14 protein-coding genes are annotated in these 21,877 nt (G+C 32.3%); 8 read left to right on the top strand and 6 right to left on the bottom strand.

Going from position 1 to position 21,877, the window contains the following annotated elements:
- Positions 1 to 16: 16 nt before the first annotated feature.
- From J8L88_RS08220 to J8L88_RS08200, 5 genes are all read right to left on the bottom strand, one after another.
- Positions 17 to 3,379 (bottom strand): VCBS repeat-containing protein, encoded by a 3,363-nt coding sequence (locus tag J8L88_RS08220; protein WP_211060480.1) that lies wholly within the window; start codon positions 3,377 to 3,379, stop codon positions 17 to 19.
- A 91-nt stretch (positions 3,380 to 3,470) separates the two neighbouring features.
- A complete protein-coding gene (locus J8L88_RS08215; RefSeq protein ID WP_211060479.1) occupies positions 3,471 to 5,060 on the bottom strand; it encodes a RagB/SusD family nutrient uptake outer membrane protein in 1,590 nt (529 codons plus the stop codon).
- Between the two features lie 21 nt (positions 5,061 to 5,081).
- Entirely contained in the window at positions 5,082 to 8,153 is a 3,072-nt protein-coding gene (locus J8L88_RS08210; protein ID WP_118387736.1) for a TonB-dependent receptor, read from the bottom strand.
- Between the two features lie 284 nt (positions 8,154 to 8,437).
- Positions 8,438 to 9,454 carry a GntR family transcriptional regulator gene (locus tag J8L88_RS08205; RefSeq protein WP_211060478.1) on the bottom strand — a complete coding sequence of 339 codons (1,017 nt, stop codon included), beginning with the start codon at positions 9,452 to 9,454 and terminating at the stop codon, positions 8,438 to 8,440.
- Between the two features lie 169 nt (positions 9,455 to 9,623).
- Positions 9,624 to 10,079, bottom strand: a complete 456-nt coding sequence (locus J8L88_RS08200; protein ID WP_027394987.1) for a GAF domain-containing protein — start codon at positions 10,077 to 10,079, stop codon at positions 9,624 to 9,626.
- A gap of 169 nt (positions 10,080 to 10,248) precedes the next feature.
- On the opposite strand from J8L88_RS08200, the gene J8L88_RS08195 reads away from it, so the two are divergent.
- The 8 genes from J8L88_RS08195 to J8L88_RS08160 all read left to right on the top strand — a co-directional run bounded on the left by J8L88_RS08195 (position 10,249) and on the right by J8L88_RS08160 (position 20,488).
- Entirely contained in the window at positions 10,249 to 10,635 is a 387-nt protein-coding gene (locus J8L88_RS08195) for a hypothetical protein (RefSeq protein WP_051336277.1), read from the top strand.
- A gap of 122 nt (positions 10,636 to 10,757) precedes the next feature.
- Positions 10,758 to 14,441, top strand: a complete 3,684-nt coding sequence (locus tag J8L88_RS08190) for an efflux RND transporter permease subunit (protein ID WP_211060477.1) — start codon at positions 10,758 to 10,760, stop codon at positions 14,439 to 14,441.
- A 5-nt stretch (positions 14,442 to 14,446) separates the two neighbouring features.
- On the top strand, positions 14,447 to 15,727 hold the full coding sequence (locus J8L88_RS08185) for a TolC family protein (RefSeq protein WP_147404025.1): 1,281 nt from the start codon (positions 14,447 to 14,449) through the stop codon (positions 15,725 to 15,727).
- Positions 15,728 to 15,766: 39 nt separating this feature from the next.
- Complete coding sequence (locus J8L88_RS08180) at positions 15,767 to 16,333, top strand: DUF3347 domain-containing protein (protein WP_211060476.1); 567 nt, start codon at positions 15,767 to 15,769, stop codon at positions 16,331 to 16,333.
- On the top strand, positions 16,330 to 17,058 hold the full coding sequence (locus J8L88_RS08175) for a heavy-metal-associated domain-containing protein (protein WP_211060475.1): 729 nt from the start codon (positions 16,330 to 16,332) through the stop codon (positions 17,056 to 17,058). Before J8L88_RS08180 ends, J8L88_RS08175 begins: the two co-directional genes overlap by 4 nt.
- A gap of 16 nt (positions 17,059 to 17,074) precedes the next feature.
- Positions 17,075 to 17,773, top strand: a complete 699-nt coding sequence (locus tag J8L88_RS08170) for a PepSY domain-containing protein (protein ID WP_211060474.1) — start codon at positions 17,075 to 17,077, stop codon at positions 17,771 to 17,773.
- Positions 17,774 to 17,775: 2 nt separating this feature from the next.
- Positions 17,776 to 19,497 (top strand): efflux RND transporter periplasmic adaptor subunit, encoded by a 1,722-nt coding sequence (locus J8L88_RS08165; protein ID WP_369899297.1) that lies wholly within the window; start codon positions 17,776 to 17,778, stop codon positions 19,495 to 19,497.
- Positions 19,498 to 19,729: 232 nt separating this feature from the next.
- The gene (locus J8L88_RS08160) at positions 19,730 to 20,488 is read left to right on the top strand and encodes a M15 family metallopeptidase (protein WP_118387720.1); all 759 of its coding nucleotides are present in this window, start codon (positions 19,730 to 19,732) and stop codon (positions 20,486 to 20,488) included.
- A gap of 50 nt (positions 20,489 to 20,538) precedes the next feature.
- Here J8L88_RS08160 and J8L88_RS08155 read toward each other — a convergent pair whose 3' ends face one another.
- Entirely contained in the window at positions 20,539 to 21,837 is a 1,299-nt protein-coding gene (locus J8L88_RS08155; RefSeq protein ID WP_211060473.1) for a hypothetical protein, read from the bottom strand.
- Positions 21,838 to 21,877: the final 40 nt, after the last annotated feature.

Genomic DNA, 21,877 nt, shown 5'->3' with positions numbered 1-21,877 from the left:
TTATTGTTTGGTAAAATCAGTTTTTTGCCAAAGCATTTCTTTTTTTACTCTGTATTCGATATACCATTGTACTATCATTATTTTGTGTAGCAAGAATTAATTTTTCATTGTTCCTGTTTTGCATAGAAATAATATGATTAGATTGTTTGGGGACAAGAAAACCTGTCTTATTATTCTTTGTAGGGATGAAACCTTTTTCTGATCCCTTTAAATAGATTCCTATTATGGCATCGTGTCTGCCATAACTTGCTTCTGCGGAATAATCATTCCCCACAATCAACACATCTTTAAAACCATCCTGATCAATATCCTCTACAAGAAAATTATTGATAGGAGATTGTTGACAAGGTTCAGGTAAAAACGTGACTTTGAAAGTATTGTTACCTATGTTTTCTGCATAAATAGATTGAAATATATGAGCGCTAAAAGTTTCTTCTTCTAAATTATTAATATTCAACAATTCCTTAAAATTAGCTTTAGCAAATTCATTATACGTTGGGTATTGTTTCTTTAAACTCACTAATTGTTTCATGACGTCGTCCCTAGTGTGAATTGGTTGCAATGATAATCCATTAGGTGTCTTGAAATACTGCGCTAGCAAGGGGTCAATACTTCCGTTATTGTCAAAATCTTTTTTGTACACATATACGGCTTGATTAAACATTGGCTTGATGTATCCGTTGATACCTTGATTACCTGCAAGTATATCTTGATCACCATCGTTATCAATATCTGCAAGTGTAATACTGTTCCACCAACCAGACATATTCAATGTGTTTCCTTGCGTATCTATCCATTTTATAGGAATTTCTTTTGCTTTGTTTGTATCGATTTGATATATAGAAATTGGCATCCACTGTCCAACTACAATAAGTTCCTTAGTTTTATTATTGTTAATATCCGCCCAGGTAGCATCTGTTACTATTCCTGATCCAGAAAATGGAATGTTGTTGTTTATGGAAAGATTGCCTTTTTGATTAGTGATTAAATAGCTAGGAGTAGAAAGTGGATATTTCCCTGTTAATACACTGCCTCCAACAAAAATATTTTGTATACCCGTATTATCAGTGTTGTCTGCTGTCACACAAGCTGTATTTGTTATTATTTTGGAAAGAGTTTTAGTTTCACTTATTAAAAAAGAACCAGTTCCGTCATTAATGTATATTCTGTCTTTTAATAGTTCGTCATTATTTCCAGCATCAGTTCCACCACTACCGATGTACAAATCTTTGTCTCCATCATAATCTATATCAATAAATAAAGCCGCTGTATCTTCGTATTTAGTGTCAAATTTCTGCTTAGGTTTATAAACACCATTTTGGTTTTCGCTAAAAAGAGTGCCAGAAAAACCTTTACTGCCACCAATAAAGATTTCTTCACCTTGTTTATTGTCTACGTTTTCACTTATAATGCATGGACCCAAAGAATTAAATTGATGACTTAATAAGGATTGTTGTAGGTAGTCATTTAAATAGTTTTCGGTATGTGCAAATGAAAAGGTACTGATATCTTTTTGAAATAAAAGATCAGTTTCTTTTTCTGAAGGATTATCAAAAGAATTTTGATGATCAATAATTATAAGTTGGTTCGATGGAATATCTTTTTTATAACTAATAGCACCATTAGGCCATAGTATCTTTAATGAATCAACTTTTTCTGAATGCAAACCAAAGTGAATAATTGGCTCTACAGAAGATAAATATCCTTTGATGGTGGATTGATATTGTGTTTGTTTAGTACCATTATCCCACAAGGTAATTTTTGCCCCAATTCCATTTTTATTTTTATCTGTTCCTTTTAGTTTTACTCTTAAAAACTTCTTGTTTTTTTCCGATATATGATTTTCTAGTATAAATGCAGGACTATTTATATTGTTTACGATTAAATCTAAATCTCCATCTTGATCTAAATCTGCGTAGGCGGAGCCATTAGAGTAGGAATTTTTCTTATCTATCCATTGAGAGGAAACATCGGTAAATTGAGCATTACCTTTATTTTCATAGATTACATTCGGAAGATGAATTCCTGGAAGTTGTTCAATTAGATTTTTGGATTTTTCTTTTCTAGCATTTGGTGTTCCAAAGATGTTATTATGTCCAGAATAATTAATAAAATCAAGATCTGTAATGTCTTTAACATAACCATTTGTAATGTAAATATCTTTATTTCCATCATTATTGTAGTCTGCAATTAGTGGTGCCCAACTCCAATCTGTACTGGCAATGCCAGAAGCGAATCCAATTTCTGATGCTGGTAATATTTGACCTTTGATAAGGCCATTATGAATTTGAAGTGTATTGTGAACATATTGCGGAGTATATCCATTTCTTTTGGATAATAAATATTTATCATAATTGTTAGAAGCTAACATTTTCTTTTGTCTCTGATAATCATTAGGCAACATGTCTACCACCATAATATCCGGTAATAAATCATTATTAATATCTGCTACATCAACTCCCATTGCATTATAGGTTTGTTTTGATAAAACCTGTTGGTTCATTTCGCTAAATCCAAGATGAATTCCGTTACTGTTTTTACCCTTATTGATGTACAAAAGGTCATTGGTAATAAAATCATTACTAATGTAGATATCGGGTAAATTATCGTTATTAAAATCATTAATAGCTACTCCTAATCCAAATCCTTTATGAGTGATACCCATACTATCTGAGACGTTAGAGAAAAATATTTGATTCGTATTTTTTAAAGTTTTGTTTTCTAATAAGTAATCGGATAAATGTTTAGGTTGATAAATTTTGGGTATAGGAGTATTTCGATCTCTTTTGGTATTACCATTATGAACAATATATGCATCTAAATCGCCATCTAAATCATAATCAAAAAAAACAGTTTGTTGGCTATAACTGCCATCATCTAGTCCATAGATTGAAGCTTGTTCTTTAAAATAAGGGATTCCCTTCTTACTTAAACCTTGGTTTATAAACAATAGATTATTACAATCATTATTACAATTACTTCCACCAACATTAAGATAGATGTCATCCAACCCATCCGCATTGATATCTATAATACTTACCCCGGTTATCCATGAATTTGTTTTAAAATTAGATTCGATAGAAATATCTTTAAATTTTAAATTACCTAGATTTAGATATAACTTGCTAGTTACTTGATTTCCGGTAAAAATAATATCCGACAATCCATCTTCATTAAAATCACCAATACCGACACCACCACCATTATAGCAGTATTGAAAATCTATAACATTGATATTATCATTTTCGGTGATTGTATTTTGGAAAAGAATACTACTGTGCGAAGATGGTACAAGAGTGAATAGAGTATCTTTTGGCAATCGTTTTTTGCAACCAAAAAATGACAGAATTAATATGATATGGATTACATTTTTTTTCAAAAAGATAGTATTAGATTTTCAAGACCAAGCAAACCCAAGTAAGGGTTTGCTTGGTTGACTAAAACAATAAACAACAATTAATCAGATAGGTTTAGTAACCATCATTTTGTTTCAAGTTAGGGTTGGCTTGTAATTCTGGTAATGGAATCCATAAACGTTCATCTTGTCCAGTAGTAAATACAGCTGCTGGCCCTGCAAGAGATTTAGGATGACGACCTGCAGATATAGTTGAACCAGGACCTAATATATCATCTGCTAGTTCCCAGCGCACTAAATCGAAAAAACGATGGCCTTCTCCTGTTAATTCCATAATTCGCTCATCTATAATTGCTTGTTCTACTTGTTCTTTAGATAAAGTATTAGGTAATAAAGAAATCTGTGCACGTTCTCTTACTTGATTAATAAACGGTATAGCATCTGATGTACCTCCATTTTCATTGAGAGCCTCTGCTAACATTAATAATACGTCAGCATAGCGTATGATTCTCCAGTTAGTTCCTAGTGTGTGTCCAAAACCAGGGATTTCTGCACTGGACATACCTTCATCCAAACCGGCATACTTCCTAGAGAATAATGCTGGAACTCCGAGATTATCAGCAATTTCTATACTTGAAGCAAAATCATCTGTAAATGGTGCCCCTCCATATCCTGTGGCACCGGGATAATCAAAAGCAATTGTTTTGTTTCTTCTTACGGTGTCTCCATTATCGTCGAAAACTTGAAGAATATGTGGATTTATGACATGACCTTGATCTAAACTTACATGAGGGGGAGAATAATCAATATACCAATTGGATTGCGAGCCAGTAAGTGGCGAATCTGCTCCCCAAACAAAGTTGTCTTGTCCAACATACTGAAGTTCGTAGACAGATTCTGAATTATTTTCTACTGAAGAATTAGATGAAAAGTTATCGCCGTAATTATCTGAAGGTAGTAAAGAATATCCTAGACTAGTTACTTCTGTAAAATCTGTAACAGCATTTGCCCAATTTTTCATATATAAATATGTTTTTCCTCTTAAGGCGAGTGCTGCTCCTCTTGTGGGACGGCCTAAATCATCTGCTCCCCAGGATTGCGGAAGTCTGTTCACCGCTTCAGTAAGGTCTGCGATAATAGCTTCATTAAACATTGAAGGTGTAGCATTAGCTGGGAAAAATTCTTCCGGATTTTGTGTGTCTGGTGTTTGCATAACAAGTGGAGGGGTTCCAAAGAGATTTAATAAATACCAATTACAGAATGCGCGCTGAAAATGTGCTTGTCCCAAAATTTCATTTTGAACGTCTCCAGATAACACATTATTTTCTGCATCTTCTTCAATAATTCTATTGGCCCTAGCAATAGATTGATACAATTGAGGATACAAGTCTACTGCCCATCTAGAAATACCTGGTTGCCCTTCTAATGTAGACATCGTTGTATTTTGTTGGAATGGGATTACATTATAAGCATCCGATCGTAGCATAGCACCTGTATGAATAACTCGTCCCCAAAATAATACAGCAGTTATTGGGTGATACATGCCGTTTACAGCAAGTCTGAAGTCATTTTCGGTCTGAAAAAACTCAGGTTCTGCTACATTATTCGGATTAGAAATATTAAGATCTTCTTCGTTACAACTATAATATATTACTACAAAAAGTAATAACATTATGAAAGGGAATAGTTTTTTAATGGTTTTCATATCGTATTCTTTTTTTTGTTTTTAAAATGACATTTGCACCCCAATGGTAAACGTACGAGGTCTTGGTTGTGCTCTTACATCTAATCCTCTATCGAAAACAGAATCGGCACTTGTAAGTGGTGTAAAACCAAAGAAACCACGATTGGTTCCTAAACCACTGTTGTTAGATCCAATTTCTGGATCATATCCAGAATAATTTGTAATCGTGAAAACATTCTGAACGTTTGCAAATAATCTAGCATTAGAGATCCATTCTTTTCCAATAAAGTTGCTAAAATTGTATCCTATTTCTAACGTTTTAAGTCGGAAAAAAGAACCATCTTCTACGAAGAAATCGGATGGGAGCTGGTTTCCTGCGGTATCCTGTGTAGTTACTCGAGGAAGATTTGTATTTGGGTTAGCTGGAGTATAAGCATCTCTTACAATTCCCAGTTTATTGTCATCTAAGAAAAAATATCCAAAGAACTTGGTAACATTATAAATCTCGTTTCCTTGAACTCCATTAAAAAAGGCTCCAATATCCCAGTTTTTATAATTTACAGATAAGTTAATTCCATATGTAAAATCTGGAGTCGGATCACCTAAATATGTTTGATCCTCATCATTGATAATACCATCATTATTTATATCTACACGTCTAAAATCTCCAGGTCGTAACAATGCTCTGCGATCAGGATCATTAGCTAAAAAAGGATCGTTATCAATTTCTGCTTGGTCATTATAGATTCCGTCTGTTTCAAATCCAAAGAAGAATCCTAATGGTTGTCCAACTTCAAAACGATTTGCTCTTAATCCTTCTTCGTTATATGAAGGACCTACAATTGGATTTGGAGAATCCGTAAGTTCGTTTTGGATTGCGGATAAGTTAACCCCTATGTTAAAGGTTAAGTCTCCACCCTTATCGTGGGTGTAGGCTGCTTCGAACTCAAAACCTTTGTTGTTAATAGATGAAGCATTTTGAAATACAGGGTTTACTGATCCATTAGAATCTGGTATAGCAACCGCCTGAATTACATCCTCATTATCTCGATTAAAATAATCTAAACTTAGTTTTAAACTATTGTTTAACAGGGAAGTGTCTAAACCAAAATTAATGGTTTTAGATGTTTCGAAACTTAATGTAGGATCTACTAAACTGGTAATTGCGAATCCGGGAATCTGTCCAGAAGAACCACCAACAGTAATTGGAGAATTGGGTTCTACTACGGATTGATTCGAAAAAGGGTCTACATTTTGAGAACCTAATTCGCCATATCCAGCTCTAAATTTGAGGGAATTGAAAAGACCATCTTGATTAAAGAAATTTTCATCACTAATAACCCATCCAACTGAGAAAGAAGGAAATGTACCTGTGTTAAATCCATCAGCAAAAAGAGAAGTTTTATCTCTACGAACAATAGCAGTGAACAAATATTTTTGATTATAATTATAATTTACACGCCCAAAATAGGAGAAAAGTTTATTATCAAAACGTCCTCCACCAGAGTTTATAATATTGTCAGTAAACTGTGCTATATTAGTAATGTTGTTGCTAGGCAAGCCTTCTGCGTAAATAGCAAGTGTGTTTCTGGTGATATCCTGACGAGCGCTTCCGACAAGAATATCTAGGTTATGTTCTCCAATGCTTTTTTTATAGTTAAGCGTGGGTTCTACGTTTGTAGCATAGCGTTCTCCTCTTACTTCAGTTAAATCATTTAGGGGGTTTGCATTAGTTTCACTATCTATATTACTTTGAAAAAATGTAGGTTGAAATGTGTTTCTATAAAAACTAGTATATTCGGTTCCTACATTAAGCTTAGCAGTAAGTCCTTCTATAATTTCATATGAAAAATTCATATTTCCTAGAAAATTACGCTCTGTATTTTGATCATTTACTAGTTGTGCATTGGCAAATTTATTGGTTCCTCCAATTCCAAAAATAGGATCACTAATAGCTTCAAATCCACCTTCGTTTTCTGGAGCAAAAGGACGAATTATTGGAACTGTTCCTCCTTGATTTCCAAAAGCGTTATTACGAGTAAATCTATTTTCAGAAAATCCAAAAGATTCCTGAATTTTAAGTTTACCTATTTTAAATTCACTATTAAGGCGGATATTTTTGCGATTAAATTCTTCACTAATTAATAATCCCTCCTCATCGTAATAATTAGCGCTAAAAAAGTATTTTGAATTTTCGCCACCACCAGATATATTAAATCCAAAATCTTGGATGGTACCAGAGTTTATGCTTAAATCTTGAAAATCTGTATTGATTCCTGGATCAGGAATATTACCATCAAGACCATCATTAATTCTACGTTGGTTAAGAAATGCTATATACTCAGGACCATTAAGTAAATCAAGTTTTCTAGATTGAGTATTAACTCCACTTCGGACATCAATATTTACTACGGGAGAAGAGTTTTGTTTACCCCTATTGGTGGTAACTATAATTACACCATTTGCGGCACGGGAACCATATATTGCAGCGGATGTCGCGTCTTTTAATACTTGAAGATTTACAATGTCTTTTGCGTTTAAAAAATTTATATTGTCAGAAATAGCACCATCAACAACATATAATGGAAAAGAGTTAGTTAAAGAACTTACACCACGTACAAAAACATTTGCAGGGCTACCAGGTGCACCACCAGCTGTTTCTACCTGAACTCCAGCAAGCTTACCTTGTAAAGCTGAGGTTGGGTTTGCTGTAACAACTTGGACAATATCTTCGGATTTAATTTGAGATATTGCTCCTGTAACATCTCTCTTGGATTGGGATCCATATCCTACAATAACTATCTCATCAAGAGCAGCAGAATCCTCTTCGAGCGTAATGTTAATAATAGTTTGTCCATTTACTGGTATTTCGGTAGTTAAAAAACCAACATAACTAAATATTAGAGTAGCATCGTTGGCAACGTTGCTTAGGGTATACTTACCATCAAAATCTGTAGTGGTACCATTATCAGTCCCTTTTACTAAGATGTTTACTCCTGGTAAAGGACCGTTAGGTTCATTGACTGTTCCGGAAACAGTTTGCTGGGCGCTAACAAAGGTGGTTGTTAGGCCGATGAGTAGTATCATAATACGATTAAATACTTTTCGCTCCATATGATTTGTGTTTGTTAATAGAATTTTTCTGAATTGAGTGATAGATGAGTATATCTTATTGTGCTATGATACACTATGCTACTATGCAAATGTAAAATATTTATTTTTATATCAAAATATAAAATCATAATTTTTTGAATTATTTGTACTTAAATAGCTTAAAAAATACGAATATGTCACATTGGTTCTTTGGGTGGTATTAAAGAATTCATTATGACGTAGGAACCAGAATGTATCAATTACAACGAATCGGGTTCATTGTAAGTTCCAGAAGAGTAGGAGTTCTATAGAGAGTTGCGTTGTCTCAGATATGTAGGAACAATTTCTTGAATGGGTTTTCCTTCTTTTACGAAGAGTGCTGCTTTTTTGGCAATTTCTGCAAAATCAGTAGAAATTGTTGTAATTCCTCCAAATGCAATTTCTTTTACAATATTATCATCGTGAGCAAGAATACCTATATCAGCTCCAATTCGATATTCCATTTTTCGCGCATCTTTTAATACCTTCCATAATTGAGTGTCACTTATAGAAAAATACGCAGTACTTTTTTTAAGAGTATTAGGTTCATAACCAGTTAAAACTTCCCCATTTATCTTAAAATCTTTTACATAACGGTTAAACGCAAATAGGATTTCTGGAGGGAAATCTGAATTTTTCTTAAAGAACAATACGAATTTATTGTACTTTTTAATTTGAGGAGTAAGCTCTACTAGTTTTTGATAGGTTACTTCTTCAAACTCTTGAGAAACATAAGAATAGTCTTTAGGCATTTTTAAATAACGATCCACAATTAATAGGCGATCAGAAGGTATTTGTTTCATCATCGATGGAACTTCTTTTTCTTGTATTGGAGCAATAACATACATACCATATTTACGAGAAATATTATCTAATATCGTCTTAAGTAGCGTTAGATTATTGTGGTGAAAGAAAATATCAATGTGATATTTTTTACCAAGCTCTTTTCTAAAGGTGTTATAAAAATCTTCTTGGAAACTATGAAACGCAAATAAAATTAGAGCTACTTTTAATTTTACATTCGTTTCTTCACTAATAATATAGTATCCTTTAAGGTTTTTAGATTCTACTAATCCTCGTTCTTTTAGTTCGGTATATGCTTTTACAAAGGTTTTTCTTGCATATCCAATTTCGGCTACCATTTCATTAATAGAGGGCAGTTTATCTCCTACTTTTAGTATTCCAGAATCAATGGCATCGGTTATTCCATTAACGATTTGTTCGTGCTTGGATAAGGTATTTATATCCTGAAGGTCGTGTATTTTTTGAAGTAACGATGACATATCAATTGAAAATTATAGCATCCCTAAATTTAAACTTAAATACTAGATTTCAAAATTATATCTTGATCGTTACCATCTCTTATCAGATATTTCGTCAAATTTTGACAAGAGCATGCAATCAAAGAAACTTGATTCTGTTACGTAAAATTGTTTTCTTACAATACTCTTACTACAGTATTTTTGCGACTTCTTGGTTTACAAATTCTAGAAATCTTTCATCCTCTTCTGTAAAAGGATTGGGAGTTTCTGAATCAATATCTATTTGTCCAATATTTTCTCCATCTTTAAATAAAGGGATAACAATTTCAGATTTCACAGTAAAACTACAAGCGATATAATTATCTTGAGCCTGAACATCTGGAACTACAAAGTTTTCATTAGATACAGCTACCTGACCACAAATCCCTTTTCCAAAAGGTATGATTTCGTGATCGGTCTCTTCACCAACATAAGTTCGAAGTTTTAATTCTTCTTTATCACCATTTTTAAAATAAAAACCTACCCAATCATAGTATTCAATAGTATCACTTAATAATTGACATATTTCGTGTAATCTATCTGTAACCGAGTTATCATTATTCTTGAGTATGTCAACAACCTTTGGTTTTAATTCTTTAAATAGCATTCCTTACAATTTTTCGGCAAAAGTATTTAAAATATTTAAAATTGTCTGATTTTTAGTGTGGTATTGTTTTGTTAAAAGTTTCTAAGGAAAATGCAAAAAAACGACTATTCTTTAAATATTATGTATTTTTGATGTTAGAATGAAAAAGAGTTTTCAGAAAATAGTATCAATGTCTTTAGCATGTTTAGTGTTATTGTCTACTTTATCATTTACTGTAGAAAAGCACTATTGCGGTCGATTTTTAGTGGATGTTGCTGTGTTTTCGAAAGCTAAAGATTGCGGGATGGAAATGATGAATCATTCCTTAGATCACAATATAGAAATAAAGAAAAAGTCTTGTTGTAAAAATGAAGTAATCGTTGTAGAAGGTCAAGATGAGCTTAAGATTTCCTTTGATCAGATTGATTTTCCTCAAAAAATGATTTTCATCTCATTTTTCAATTCTTATCAACACCTCTTTGTTCCAAAAAAAGAGAACAACCTGATTTTTAAAGAATATTCTCCACCCGAAAGGATTACAGATTTTTTTATTCTTTACGAGACATATCTCATTTGATTTAGAGTATTGTTATTGTTTGCTAGTCTTAATCATATAGAATTATTGTTAGCAAAAAAGTTGTTGAGTTCACTGTAGTGAAATCAATTGACGTTATTAATAATTACTAAATCTCATTAAGTATGCTGAATAAAAGCATCAAGTTTTTAATAGAAAACAAACTAATAGCAGTTTTATTACTATTGATTTTAATAGGTTGGGGTCTTATTCATTCGCCATTCCAATCGGATTTAGGTTTTTTACCTAATGATCCTGTAGCTGTGGATGCAATACCTGATATTGGAGAGAATCAACAGATTGTTTTTACCAAATGGGATGGAAAATCCCCTCAGGATATAGAAGATCAAATTACTTATCCATTAACGACTTCTTTACTCGGTCTGCCTGGGGTTAAAACAATTCGTAGCTCTTCTATGTTTGGTTTTTCTAGTATCTATATCATTTTTGAAGAAGATGTAGAGTTTTATTGGAGTCGCAGTCGAATTCTAGAAAAGCTAAATTCTTTGCCGAATGATTTATTGCCTAACGAAGTGAATCCGTTATTAGGACCTGATGCTACCGGCCTTGGACAAATTTTTTGGTATACCCTAGAAGGGCGAGATGAAAAAGGAAAGGTAACAGGAGGTTGGGATCTTCAAGAATTAAGAAGTATCCAAGATTACTATGTAAAGTATGCGTTATCATCAGCTGGTGGAGTTTCTGAAGTAGCATCGGTAGGAGGATATGTTCAGGAATATCAGGTGGATGTAGATCCAGAATTGATGAAGCAATATAATATTGGATTACATCAGGTGGTTAAAGCTGTAAAAGAAAGTAATCGAGATATTGGAGCACAAACATTAGAGATTAATCAAGCCGAATATCTGGTAAGAGGTTTGGGGTATGTTAAGTCTATCGCTGATATAGAAAATGCAGTGGTCGCTTCAGAAAGTTATACAGCGATCCGGATAAAAGATATAGCTAAAGTTTCTCTCGGACCATCTACCCGACGAGGAATTTTGGATAAAGAAGGAGCAGAAGTAGTGGGAGGAGTTGTAGTTGCAAGGTATGGCTCAAACCCTATGGAAGTTATTACTAATGTAAAAAATAAAATAAAAGAATTAAGTTCAGGATTGCCATCTAAAGTACTTAGTGATGGTCGTACGTCTAAATTAACTATTGTTCCTTTTTATGATAGAACCGAGTTGATTAAGGAAACTCTAGGTACACTAAATGAAGCACTAACACTAGAAATACTAATCACAGTTTTGGTAATCATTCTTATGGTCTTTAATCTTAGAGCTTCTGTTTTAATTTCAGGATTATTACCTGTGGCAGTTTTGATGGTTTTCATTACCATGAAAATCTTTGATGTAGAGGCTAACATTGTAGCTTTATCCGGTATAGCAATTGCTATTGGTACTATGGTTGATGTTGGGGTGATTCTTTCAGAAAATATCATAAGACATCTTGATGATAATAAAAATAACTTATCAATTAATACTGTAGTTTATAATGCAACTAGTGAAGTTTCCGGTGCTATACTAACAGCCGTTTTAACGACTATTATAAGTTTTATTCCTGTTTTTACGATGATAGGAGCAGAAGGAAAACTTTTTCGGCCATTAGCTTTTACCAAGACAATGGCACTTGTATCATCAATCATTATAGCATTATTTTTGATACCGCCTTTTGCTGCATTTTTATTTAAAAAACGATCTACTAAAAAAGTTATAGGGTATGTTTTTAATACGATATTAATTATCTCAGGTATTGTAGCACTTTATTATGGAATTTTATTAGGTCTTGTTCTTATAGCATTTGGTGTAACTAAATTGTTACAGTTTGTATTACAACTTTCTGTAGATAGAATAAATACAATTCAGATTATTATTTCTGGAATCACTATTGTTTTTCTTTTAGCGGTGTATTGGAGACCATTGGGAGTAGAAAAAAGTGTTGTTTGGAATGTAATCTTTGTTGGTTTTATCTGTTTTGGATTACTAGGTTTATTTGGTATGTTCAGAAAGTACTATGTAAAAATTTTAAATTGGGCATTGTGTAATAAGCTAGTATTTATGTTGTTGCCAATGACTTTAGTAGTAGTGGGTATTTTTATAATGAAAAATACCGGTAAAGAGTTTATGCCTTCTTTAAATGAAGGTTCATTTCTTTTAATGCCTACATCATTACCACACGCTGGAGTAGAAGAAAATAAAAGAGTATTACAACAGCTAGATATGGCGGTAGCCACAATTCCAGAGATAAAAACTGTTGTTGGTAAGGCAGGAAGAACAGAATCAGCATTAGATCCTGCTCCTTTATCCATGTATGAAAATATAATTCTGTATAAATCAGAATATGTATTAAATGATAATGGAGAACGACAGCGATTTAAAGTCAATGAAGATGGTTTATTCGAGCTTAGAGATGGTCGATTTGTAGGAAACGCCAAAGCTAAAAAACATCAATTAATTTCCGATGAGAACGGAGAATATTATAGAAACTGGAGACCACACATTAAATCTCCAGATGATATATGGAAAGAAGTTGTTAGTGTTACGAATCTTCCTGGAGTAACTTCAGCTCCAAAATTACAGCCTATAGAAACCAGATTGATAATGCTACAAACTGGAATGAGAGCCCCAATGGGAATTAAAGTAAAAGGGCAAAATCTCAAAGACATTGAAAATTTTGGTATTCAGTTAGAAGAAATTTTAAAACAAGTAGAAGGTGTTAAAAATGAAGCAGTTTTTGCTGATAGAATTATAGGAAAACCTTATTTGTTAATCGATATAGATCGTGATCGAATTGCTCGATATGGGGTTTCTATTGAAGGGGTTCAAAGAGTATTGCAAGTCGCTTTAGGTGGAATGATGCTTACCCAAACAGTGGATGGAAGAGAACGTTATGGGATTAGAGTCCGATATCCAAGAGATTTGCGATCCAATCCAGAAGATCTTAAAAAGATATATATACCAGTTTCAAAAGGTAATCCGATTCCATTAAGTGAGTTGGTAACTATTAGATATGAACAAGGACCACAAGTAATAAAAAGCGAGGATACGTTTCTTATTGGATACGTGTTATTTGATAGGTTGAAAGCGTATGCGGAAGTAGATGTAATACAAAATGCACAAGAATTAATTCAGAAAAAAATTAATAAGGGAGAACTTGTGGTTCCAAAAGGAATCAATTATCAATTTACTGGTACCTACGAAAATCAAATACGAGCTGAGAGAACATTATCTTTTGTTATTCCATTGGCGTTGGTAATTATTTTCTTGATTCTATACTTTCAGTTTAAATCTGTGACTACATCTCTTATGGTGTTTACAGGAATAGCAGTTGCTTTTGCTGGCGGTTTTTTAATGATTTGGTTATATGGGCAAGATTGGTTTTTTAATATTAATTTCTTTGGAGATAATTTAAGAGATTTGTTCCAGATGCAAACAATTCATTTAAGTGTAGCAGTTTGGATTGGGTTTATCGCTTTATTTGGTATTGCTACGGATGATGGAGTTATTATGGCAACTTATTTGACACAAACTTTTAAAAGAAATAAACCAAAAACATTACATGATATTAGATCTTCTGTAATAGAAGCAGGTGAGAAAAGGATACGGCCTTGCTTGATGACAACGGCCACTACCATCTTAGCATTATTGCCAATATTAACATCAACAGGAAGAGGAAGCGATATTATGATTCCGATGGCGATACCTAGTTTTGGAGGCATGTTGATAGCGTTAATCACATTATTTGTAGTGCCAGTTTTATTTAGTTGGAGAGCAGAGTTTTTATTAAAAAAAGAAAAAATAGAATAAAGGAAATGAATACAATAAATATTTTAAATAAAAGAAATAGCCATTTTTACTTTTTTACCTCGCTCTTTGAGGTGAAAAAGGGAGCAATATTGAGTTTTTTTATTTTCTTTTTAAATATTACCAGTGCTCAGACGTTGCAAGAATATATAAGAGAAGCAAAAGAAAATAATCCTGAACTTAAGGCAGCTCAGAATGTATTAGATGTAAGTTTAGAAAAGGTACATGAAGTTGGAGGGTTGCCGAATACAACAATTGGAACAGGATATTTCGTAAGTGAACCAGAAACACGAACTGGAGCCCAAAAAGCTAGATTCAATGTGCAGCAGAATATCCCTTGGTTTGGAACAATAAAAGCAAGAAAAGAAACTGCTTCTACTGAAAGTGAGGTAAATAAAAATGAATTAGAAATTGCAAAAAGGAAAATTACCTTGCTGGTAGAGCAAACTTATTATAGGCTATATGAATTAAAGGCAAGACAAAAAATATTAGTAGAACAAAATAAGCTATTAGATACTTATATTGAGATTGCACTTAAAGAAGTTGAGAATAATAGAGCATCTACCGTAGATGTCTTAAAATTTAATATCGCAAAAAATAATCTTCAGAACGAAGAAGAGATTTTAAAAGGAAAAATTCTTACGGCTGAAACAGCAATGAATCAATTGTTACATAGAGATGGTTTTGATCCATTAGTAGTTCCAGATAATTTATTTATTCCCGAAGAAGAACCTACAATGATATTAGATGATATCACGTACCATCCCGAATTGATGACTTATGATCATTTAGGTGATTTATTAGATAAAAAAGAGAGTGTTAATGCCAAAGAATCTTTGCCTTCAATAGGTATAGGTTTAGATTACGTAATTGTTGAAGAACGACCAAATATTAGTTTTTCTGATAATGGAAAAGACATTGTTATGCCAAAGATTTCACTTTCTGTTCCTCTTTTTTCTAAAAAACACAAGTCGCGTTCTAAACAGTATGAGTTACAAAAGGAGGAAGTATATCAAAAAAGAGAAGCTTCTCAGAATAACCTAGAAAATATGATGGAAGAAGCAATAAATAATAGGATTACCGCTCGAATTAATTACGACACACAACAAAAAAATATAATGCAGGCTAAACAAGCAGAAGAGATAATATTATCAGCATACCAAACAACTCAGCTTAATTTTGAAGATGTGTTAGATGTACAACAGATGTTGTTAGATTTCGAAAACAAGAAAATTGAAGCTATAGCAATGTATTTTATGCAAACGGCAGTGCTGAATTATTTAAGGTAGTATAATAGAAAAAAGTAGTAATAACAAAAAGATAAAATAATGAATAAAATATTTTTAAAAACCATTCTTGCAGGTATAATAGTTGTATCAATTTATTCCTGTGGGAAGGATCAGAAGGAATCAAAAAAAGAGATTCCAGTAAAAGAAGAAGTAGCTGTAGAAAGCAATGTGGATCTTAATCTTACAGATTCTAGAAGTGAAATTGTTTTTGATGATGATAATGTTACCAAAATTTATGATCAATATTTATTGATAAAAAGAGGGCTGGTAAATTCTAATTTTAAGGTTGTACAGCAAGAAGCGAAAAAGATGGGTAATCTTATAAAGGATACAGATCAAACAAAACAATTAAAATCTACAGCAAAATTAATCGCTCTTACTAAAGATATTAAAAAGCAGAGAGATTTTTTTGTAACACTTACAGTAGAAACCGAAAAATTAATTAATACTTCTGCTATTACTTCTGGAGAGGTATATAAGCAATTTTGTCCAATGGCTTTTGATGGAAATGGAGGGTATTGGTTATCCGACTCTAAAGAAGTGCGTAATCCTTATTATGGTAATAAAATGCTAAAATGCGGGAGCGTTAATGAAACAATAAAATGAAAATAAAATATCATATAGATGGGATGACCTGCGAAGGTTGCAGATCAGGATTAGAACATGTTTTGACTACTATTCCAGAAGTTTCTAGTGCCACCGTAAATCTGGAGAAAAAAGAAGCTGTTATTGTTTTTAGCGAGAGGTTGCCCGTTGATCACTTAATAAAAACAATTCCAACTAAGTATACAATTACAGAAAAAGGGAATCAAAATTATAATGCAGTAGAAGATATTCTCGTATCAGATAAGAGTGAATTAAAACAATTATTGCCACTTTTTTTGATTTTTGGATATATCACTAGTGCATCTGTAATGATCAATTATCAATCGTGGAATACGGATGATTTTATGATGGATTTTATGGGGTTGTTTTATGTCGTTTTTAGTTTTTTTAAAATACTAGATTTAAAAGGTTTTTTCGGGTCGTTTGCAATGTATGACCCTTTGGCTAAAAAAATACCCTTTTATAGTTGGGTATATCCTTTTATAGAAGTTGGATTAGGATTGATGTTTTTAATGCGATTTAAAATTAATATAGCATTAATAATTACCATATTAATTTTGGGTATCACAACCATTGGTGTTACTAAAGTATTAATAGACAAAAGAAGTATCCAGTGTGCTTGTTTAGGAACAGCTCTAAAATTGCCGATGACTAAAGCTACTTTTATTGAGAATTCGATTATGCTAGGAATGGCTTTTTGGATGCTCATAAAAATATATTCATAGAAGAAATATTGATAGAATGATTAAAAGAAAAACAGCAATATTTATAAGAAAAGCACATCGTTATCTGGGGGTGTTCTTAGGAATACAATTCTTAATGTGGACAGTTAGCGGATTATATTTCAGTTGGACGGATATTGATGAGATTCATGGTGATCAATTTAAGAATGAAATAATCCCAGTAGTACATTCTAATTTGTTAAAATTAGATTCGACTTTTTCATTACCTGCAGTTTCTTCTTTAGAATTAAGAACAATAGCTGGTCATCCATTTTATTGGGTAAATGATAGTGTTTTAATTAATGCTAGATCTGGGAAATTAAAATCAAAAATATCAAAAGAAGAAGCATTAAAGATAGCTTCGGTACATATGCGATCTGATTTAGAAGTTACTTCTGTTGATTTTATTGACAAAGTTGGAAAACATCACGAATATAGAGGAAGATCATTACCTGCATTTGTAATTAATTATAATCATCCAGATAATGTAAAAGTATATATATCTGCTTTAGATGGTTCTTTTCAGAGAGTAAGACATCAATCTTGGAGATGGTTCGATTTTTTGTGGATGACACATACGATGGATTATGAAGGAAGAGATGATTTTAATACTAAGGTGTTAAGAGTTTTTTCTCTATTAGGGTTGATAACGGTACTTAGTGGTTTTTTACTTTGGTATGTTTCCTCTCCAACACTTAGGAAATTTTTTAAAAGATAATTATGATGAAGAAAAATGTTGTTTATATAATCATTTCAATATTGATTGGGTTGCTTTTAGGGTATCTTATTTTTGATGGTAATTCGACTAGCGAATTTATTGAAGAACACAATCATTCGGCAGAAGTTTTAGATCAAATGTGGACATGTTCGATGCATCCGAAAATTATGAAATCCGAACCTGGAGATTGTCCAATATGTGGGATGGATTTGGTGCGTTCTGAAATCAAAGAAAATGGACTTTCGATGGATCAGTTTAGTATGACTGAAAATGCAATGGCTTTAGCTAATATTCGGACCTCTGTGGTAGGTATGACGACTTCAGAATCGCAAGAGGTGAAATTATCAGGTAAGATTAAAGAAAATGAAGAAACCAATACGGTTCAGGTAACCCATTTTTCGGGTAGAGTAGAAAAATTGTTGATTAATTCGGTAGGAGATAAAGTTTATAAAGGACAAACAATTGCAATTTTATATTCTCCGGAATTAGTGGCTGCTCAGCAAGAGTTGTTAACCGCTGTTAAATTAAAAAAAGAACAACCAGCTCTATATAAGGCGGTAAGGAATAAGTTGAAGCTAAGGAAAATTTCAGAAGATCAAATTGATTTAATCGAATCTTCTGGAAAAATCAAAGAAACATTTCCTATCCATGCGCATATGTCTGGTGTAGTTTCTGAAAAAATAATAGAAGAAGGAAATCATGTGGATAGAGGGCAAATATTATATAAAATATCAAATTTAAATTCGTTGTGGGCATCTTTTGATGCTTATGAGAATCAAATTTCTTTATTAAAAATTGGACAACATATTAAAATTAAAACGAAAGCATATCCCGAGATGAATTTTGATGCTAAAATTTCATTTATAGATCCAGTTTTAGATACAAATACAAGAACGATAACTGTGAGAGCTGTACTTGTAAATAAAGATAATGTTTTTAAACCTGGAATGTTTATAGAAGGAGTTATTGCGGTAGCAAACCAGGAATCTAATAAAACAATTGCAATACCTAGAAGTGCGGTCTTATGGACCGGAAAACGTTCAATTGTATATGTAAAGGTTAAATCTGATCAACCTGTTTTTGAGATGAGAGAAGTAACACTTGGCACTTCTTATGAGCACGAATATCAAATTTTAGAAGGCATAAAAGAAGGAGAGACAATTGTGACAAACGGAACTTTTACGGTAGACGCTGCGGCTCAATTGCAAGGCAAACGATCTATGATGAATCAGACAGAAACAACTGGTTCATCGGATAAAGAAGAAAGTGAGAAAATAAACCTAACAGGTGATTTTCAAAAAAGGTTTCTTCGGACATTGTCAGTGTATTTTAAGTTAAAAGATGCTTTGGTAAAGAGTGATGCTAAAGAAGCTTCCGTGTTTTCTGAAAAAATGATAGAAGGGCTAGAAGATATAGATACTAAGGAGTTACAAAACGATGTTGGCAAATATTTGAAGGAAGTTTTACTTGTTTTAGAATTAATCAAAGAAAAAGAAAGTCTAGAAGAACAAAGAGATTACTTTATTAGTCTAAATGAAAATTTAGAGAGTATGATTAAAAGAATAGATAGTTTTTCTGAACACATATATATTCAAAAGTGTCCAATGGCGGGCAACAATAAAGGGGCTATTTGGTTAAGTAAGGAAAAAGAAATTAGGAACCCTTATTTTGGAGAAGCAATGCTTACTTGTGGTAGTATAATTGATACCCTAGGAAGAAAATAACTTACTTAGAATAAATATTTTTAAACTCCTAAATGTTAAAATATTAACGTTTTTCTTTCATTGTAGGTGAAAACAACGTATCTTTAATTTAGGGAAATATTGGATTACGTTTTTTATTAGATTACAATCGTTAGTATTGTGGGGTGTTTTTTTAAAAACTCACCTACGATATGTTTTGCTATTGTTGTAAAATTAGATACTAATAAATATTGTGGTCAAAAACGAAAGGGATATGGTAAAAAAACTACTATTTATTACATTTTTAGCCTTACTTTTTTCTTGTAAGGAAACCTCTGTCACTACTATGACCAGTGCTAGTACATTAGCATTGTTAGAAAAATCAAAAGCCATTCAGTTAAGAGCGGAAAGGGTAGAAAAGAATATGCAGAAATGGCAAGATTCTTTAGATAGATTCGATAACAAGACAGTAGAGCAAAGTCCAATTGAGGATGGAGAGTTTGTAAATATTGAGGAATTATCTAATTATTTTGTGTTAGACATGAAATACGCCACCAGCGATAATTTTTTGAAAAAAGCAGTTTATTCTTGTGCTAAGTGTTATGTAAGAGGAGTTGTTGCCAAAGCACTAATTGCAGCTAATAAAGATTTTATGGCAAAAGGATATCGAATTAAGTTGTTTGATTGCTATAGACCGCATAGTGTACAGAAAAAGATGTGGAAAATATTTCCTAATCCTGGGTATGTTGCTGATCCTAAAGGAGGATCAATTCATAATAAGGGAGCTGCCGTAGATATAACCCTTACTGATTTGAAAGGGAATCAACTTGATATGGGTACTAAATTCGATCATTTTGGTAAAGAAGCACATCATTCTTATAAGTCGCTATCTGATGAGGTACTTGCTAATCGTAAACTACTTAAAGAAATTATGGAAAAACATGGTTTCTCTATTATTAGAACAGAATGGTGGCACTATAACTTTAAAAATAAAAAGTTTAAGATTTCTGATTTTAGATGGAAATGTGGTTAAAAATAGGAGTACTTTCTTATTTATAAAAACAATTAAAACCAAGTTTAAAATTATCGATTAAATGGATTTTCATTGATCCAATGAAACCCTCTATTAATCAATAAGAATTCTTCTCGTTCTTTCTTTTTAGCAATAATTTTAAGATTATCACATTTGTAAGTTCCTTCAAAAGTATAGATGCTATCCTTTTTCGTATAAGAAAAACTTCTTATATCTGTGCTATCACTATATGAAATTAGATTTAATGTTTGTGATGTCGAATCTGTTTTTTCTTTAAGTCGAATAAACATTTCATCCATAGTCTGAATATTACTATATCGTTTATCTACTATTAAGCGTTTCCAGCGGATAGTGTCTGTTGTTAATGGAGGTAAAGTGTCATCGTTTTTAATGAATTCTTTTACTTCGTAAATACCAAATAAAGCTGGTTTTGGCGCTTTTTTACCCCACTGTTTTTCTCCTTCAATAGAACCTTCGATATTGGTGTAAAATAGATATCCTATAACTATAATTTTTATTGAAATAGCAGCAATTTGTAGTTTCTTTTTACTAAAATATTGCGGAATATCTTTTTGATTCACCGTTTTGTTTAGAACAAAGAAATTTAGAATGTTTTTAATATCTGGTGCTAATAAAAATAATCCCATTATTGTTAGTAAAGCACTATACAACTTTACAGGAATATCATAACTCATGTTCATCATGAAAACATTGAACATTACACCTATGATCATAAATGAACCCAAAAGTGTAGTTTTTCTAAAAATCAATAATATCCCAGCAATGATTTCTGCATAACCTGAAAATTTCGTATAAGTATCACTATACTCCATAAAATTCCACATTAACCCCATAGGAGATTGATTACCAAAAGGTTTGATGAGGTCTATATTTCGTAACTCCGAAAATTGAAGGGTGAAAGCTTTAGAAAACCCATAAGAAAACATAGTAGCAATTAGGTAATACCTAACAAGGGTTCTTGTGTAAAGTAATAACTTGTTGTAGTTAGATCTTTTTAAATCAATAATGCTCCAGATGATAGTAGCGATAACTGCAATGTATAAGTATACGAATTGAAATACATAATCAGCCGTAGTATCTCCACTTCCCGAAGGTTGCATAGATATTTCATACGTGATATTTAGGATGTTTTTTCCACTCCAAAGACATAACTGCTCAAATCCGTCGTAATAGAAAGAGAAAATATTCCCTAGTCCTGGAATTAAACCTATATAATAGAATGGAAACGGAAAGATGTTTAGAAAGAGATAAACAAAAAAGAATCTAAAAATAATTTTTGTTGATAACTTCCAGTTATCTTGAGTGTTGATATCTTGTGTGACCGGCATTTGATTGATGGTTTGTTATATTACTTTTATAAGACTACAA

It is taken from the genome of Aquimarina sp. MMG015, assembly GCF_018100855.1.
Taxonomy (GTDB): domain Bacteria; phylum Bacteroidota; class Bacteroidia; order Flavobacteriales; family Flavobacteriaceae; genus Aquimarina; species Aquimarina latercula.
The sequence above is the reverse complement of the archived record's forward strand: the minus strand, read 5'-3'. Positions and strand labels throughout refer to the sequence as shown.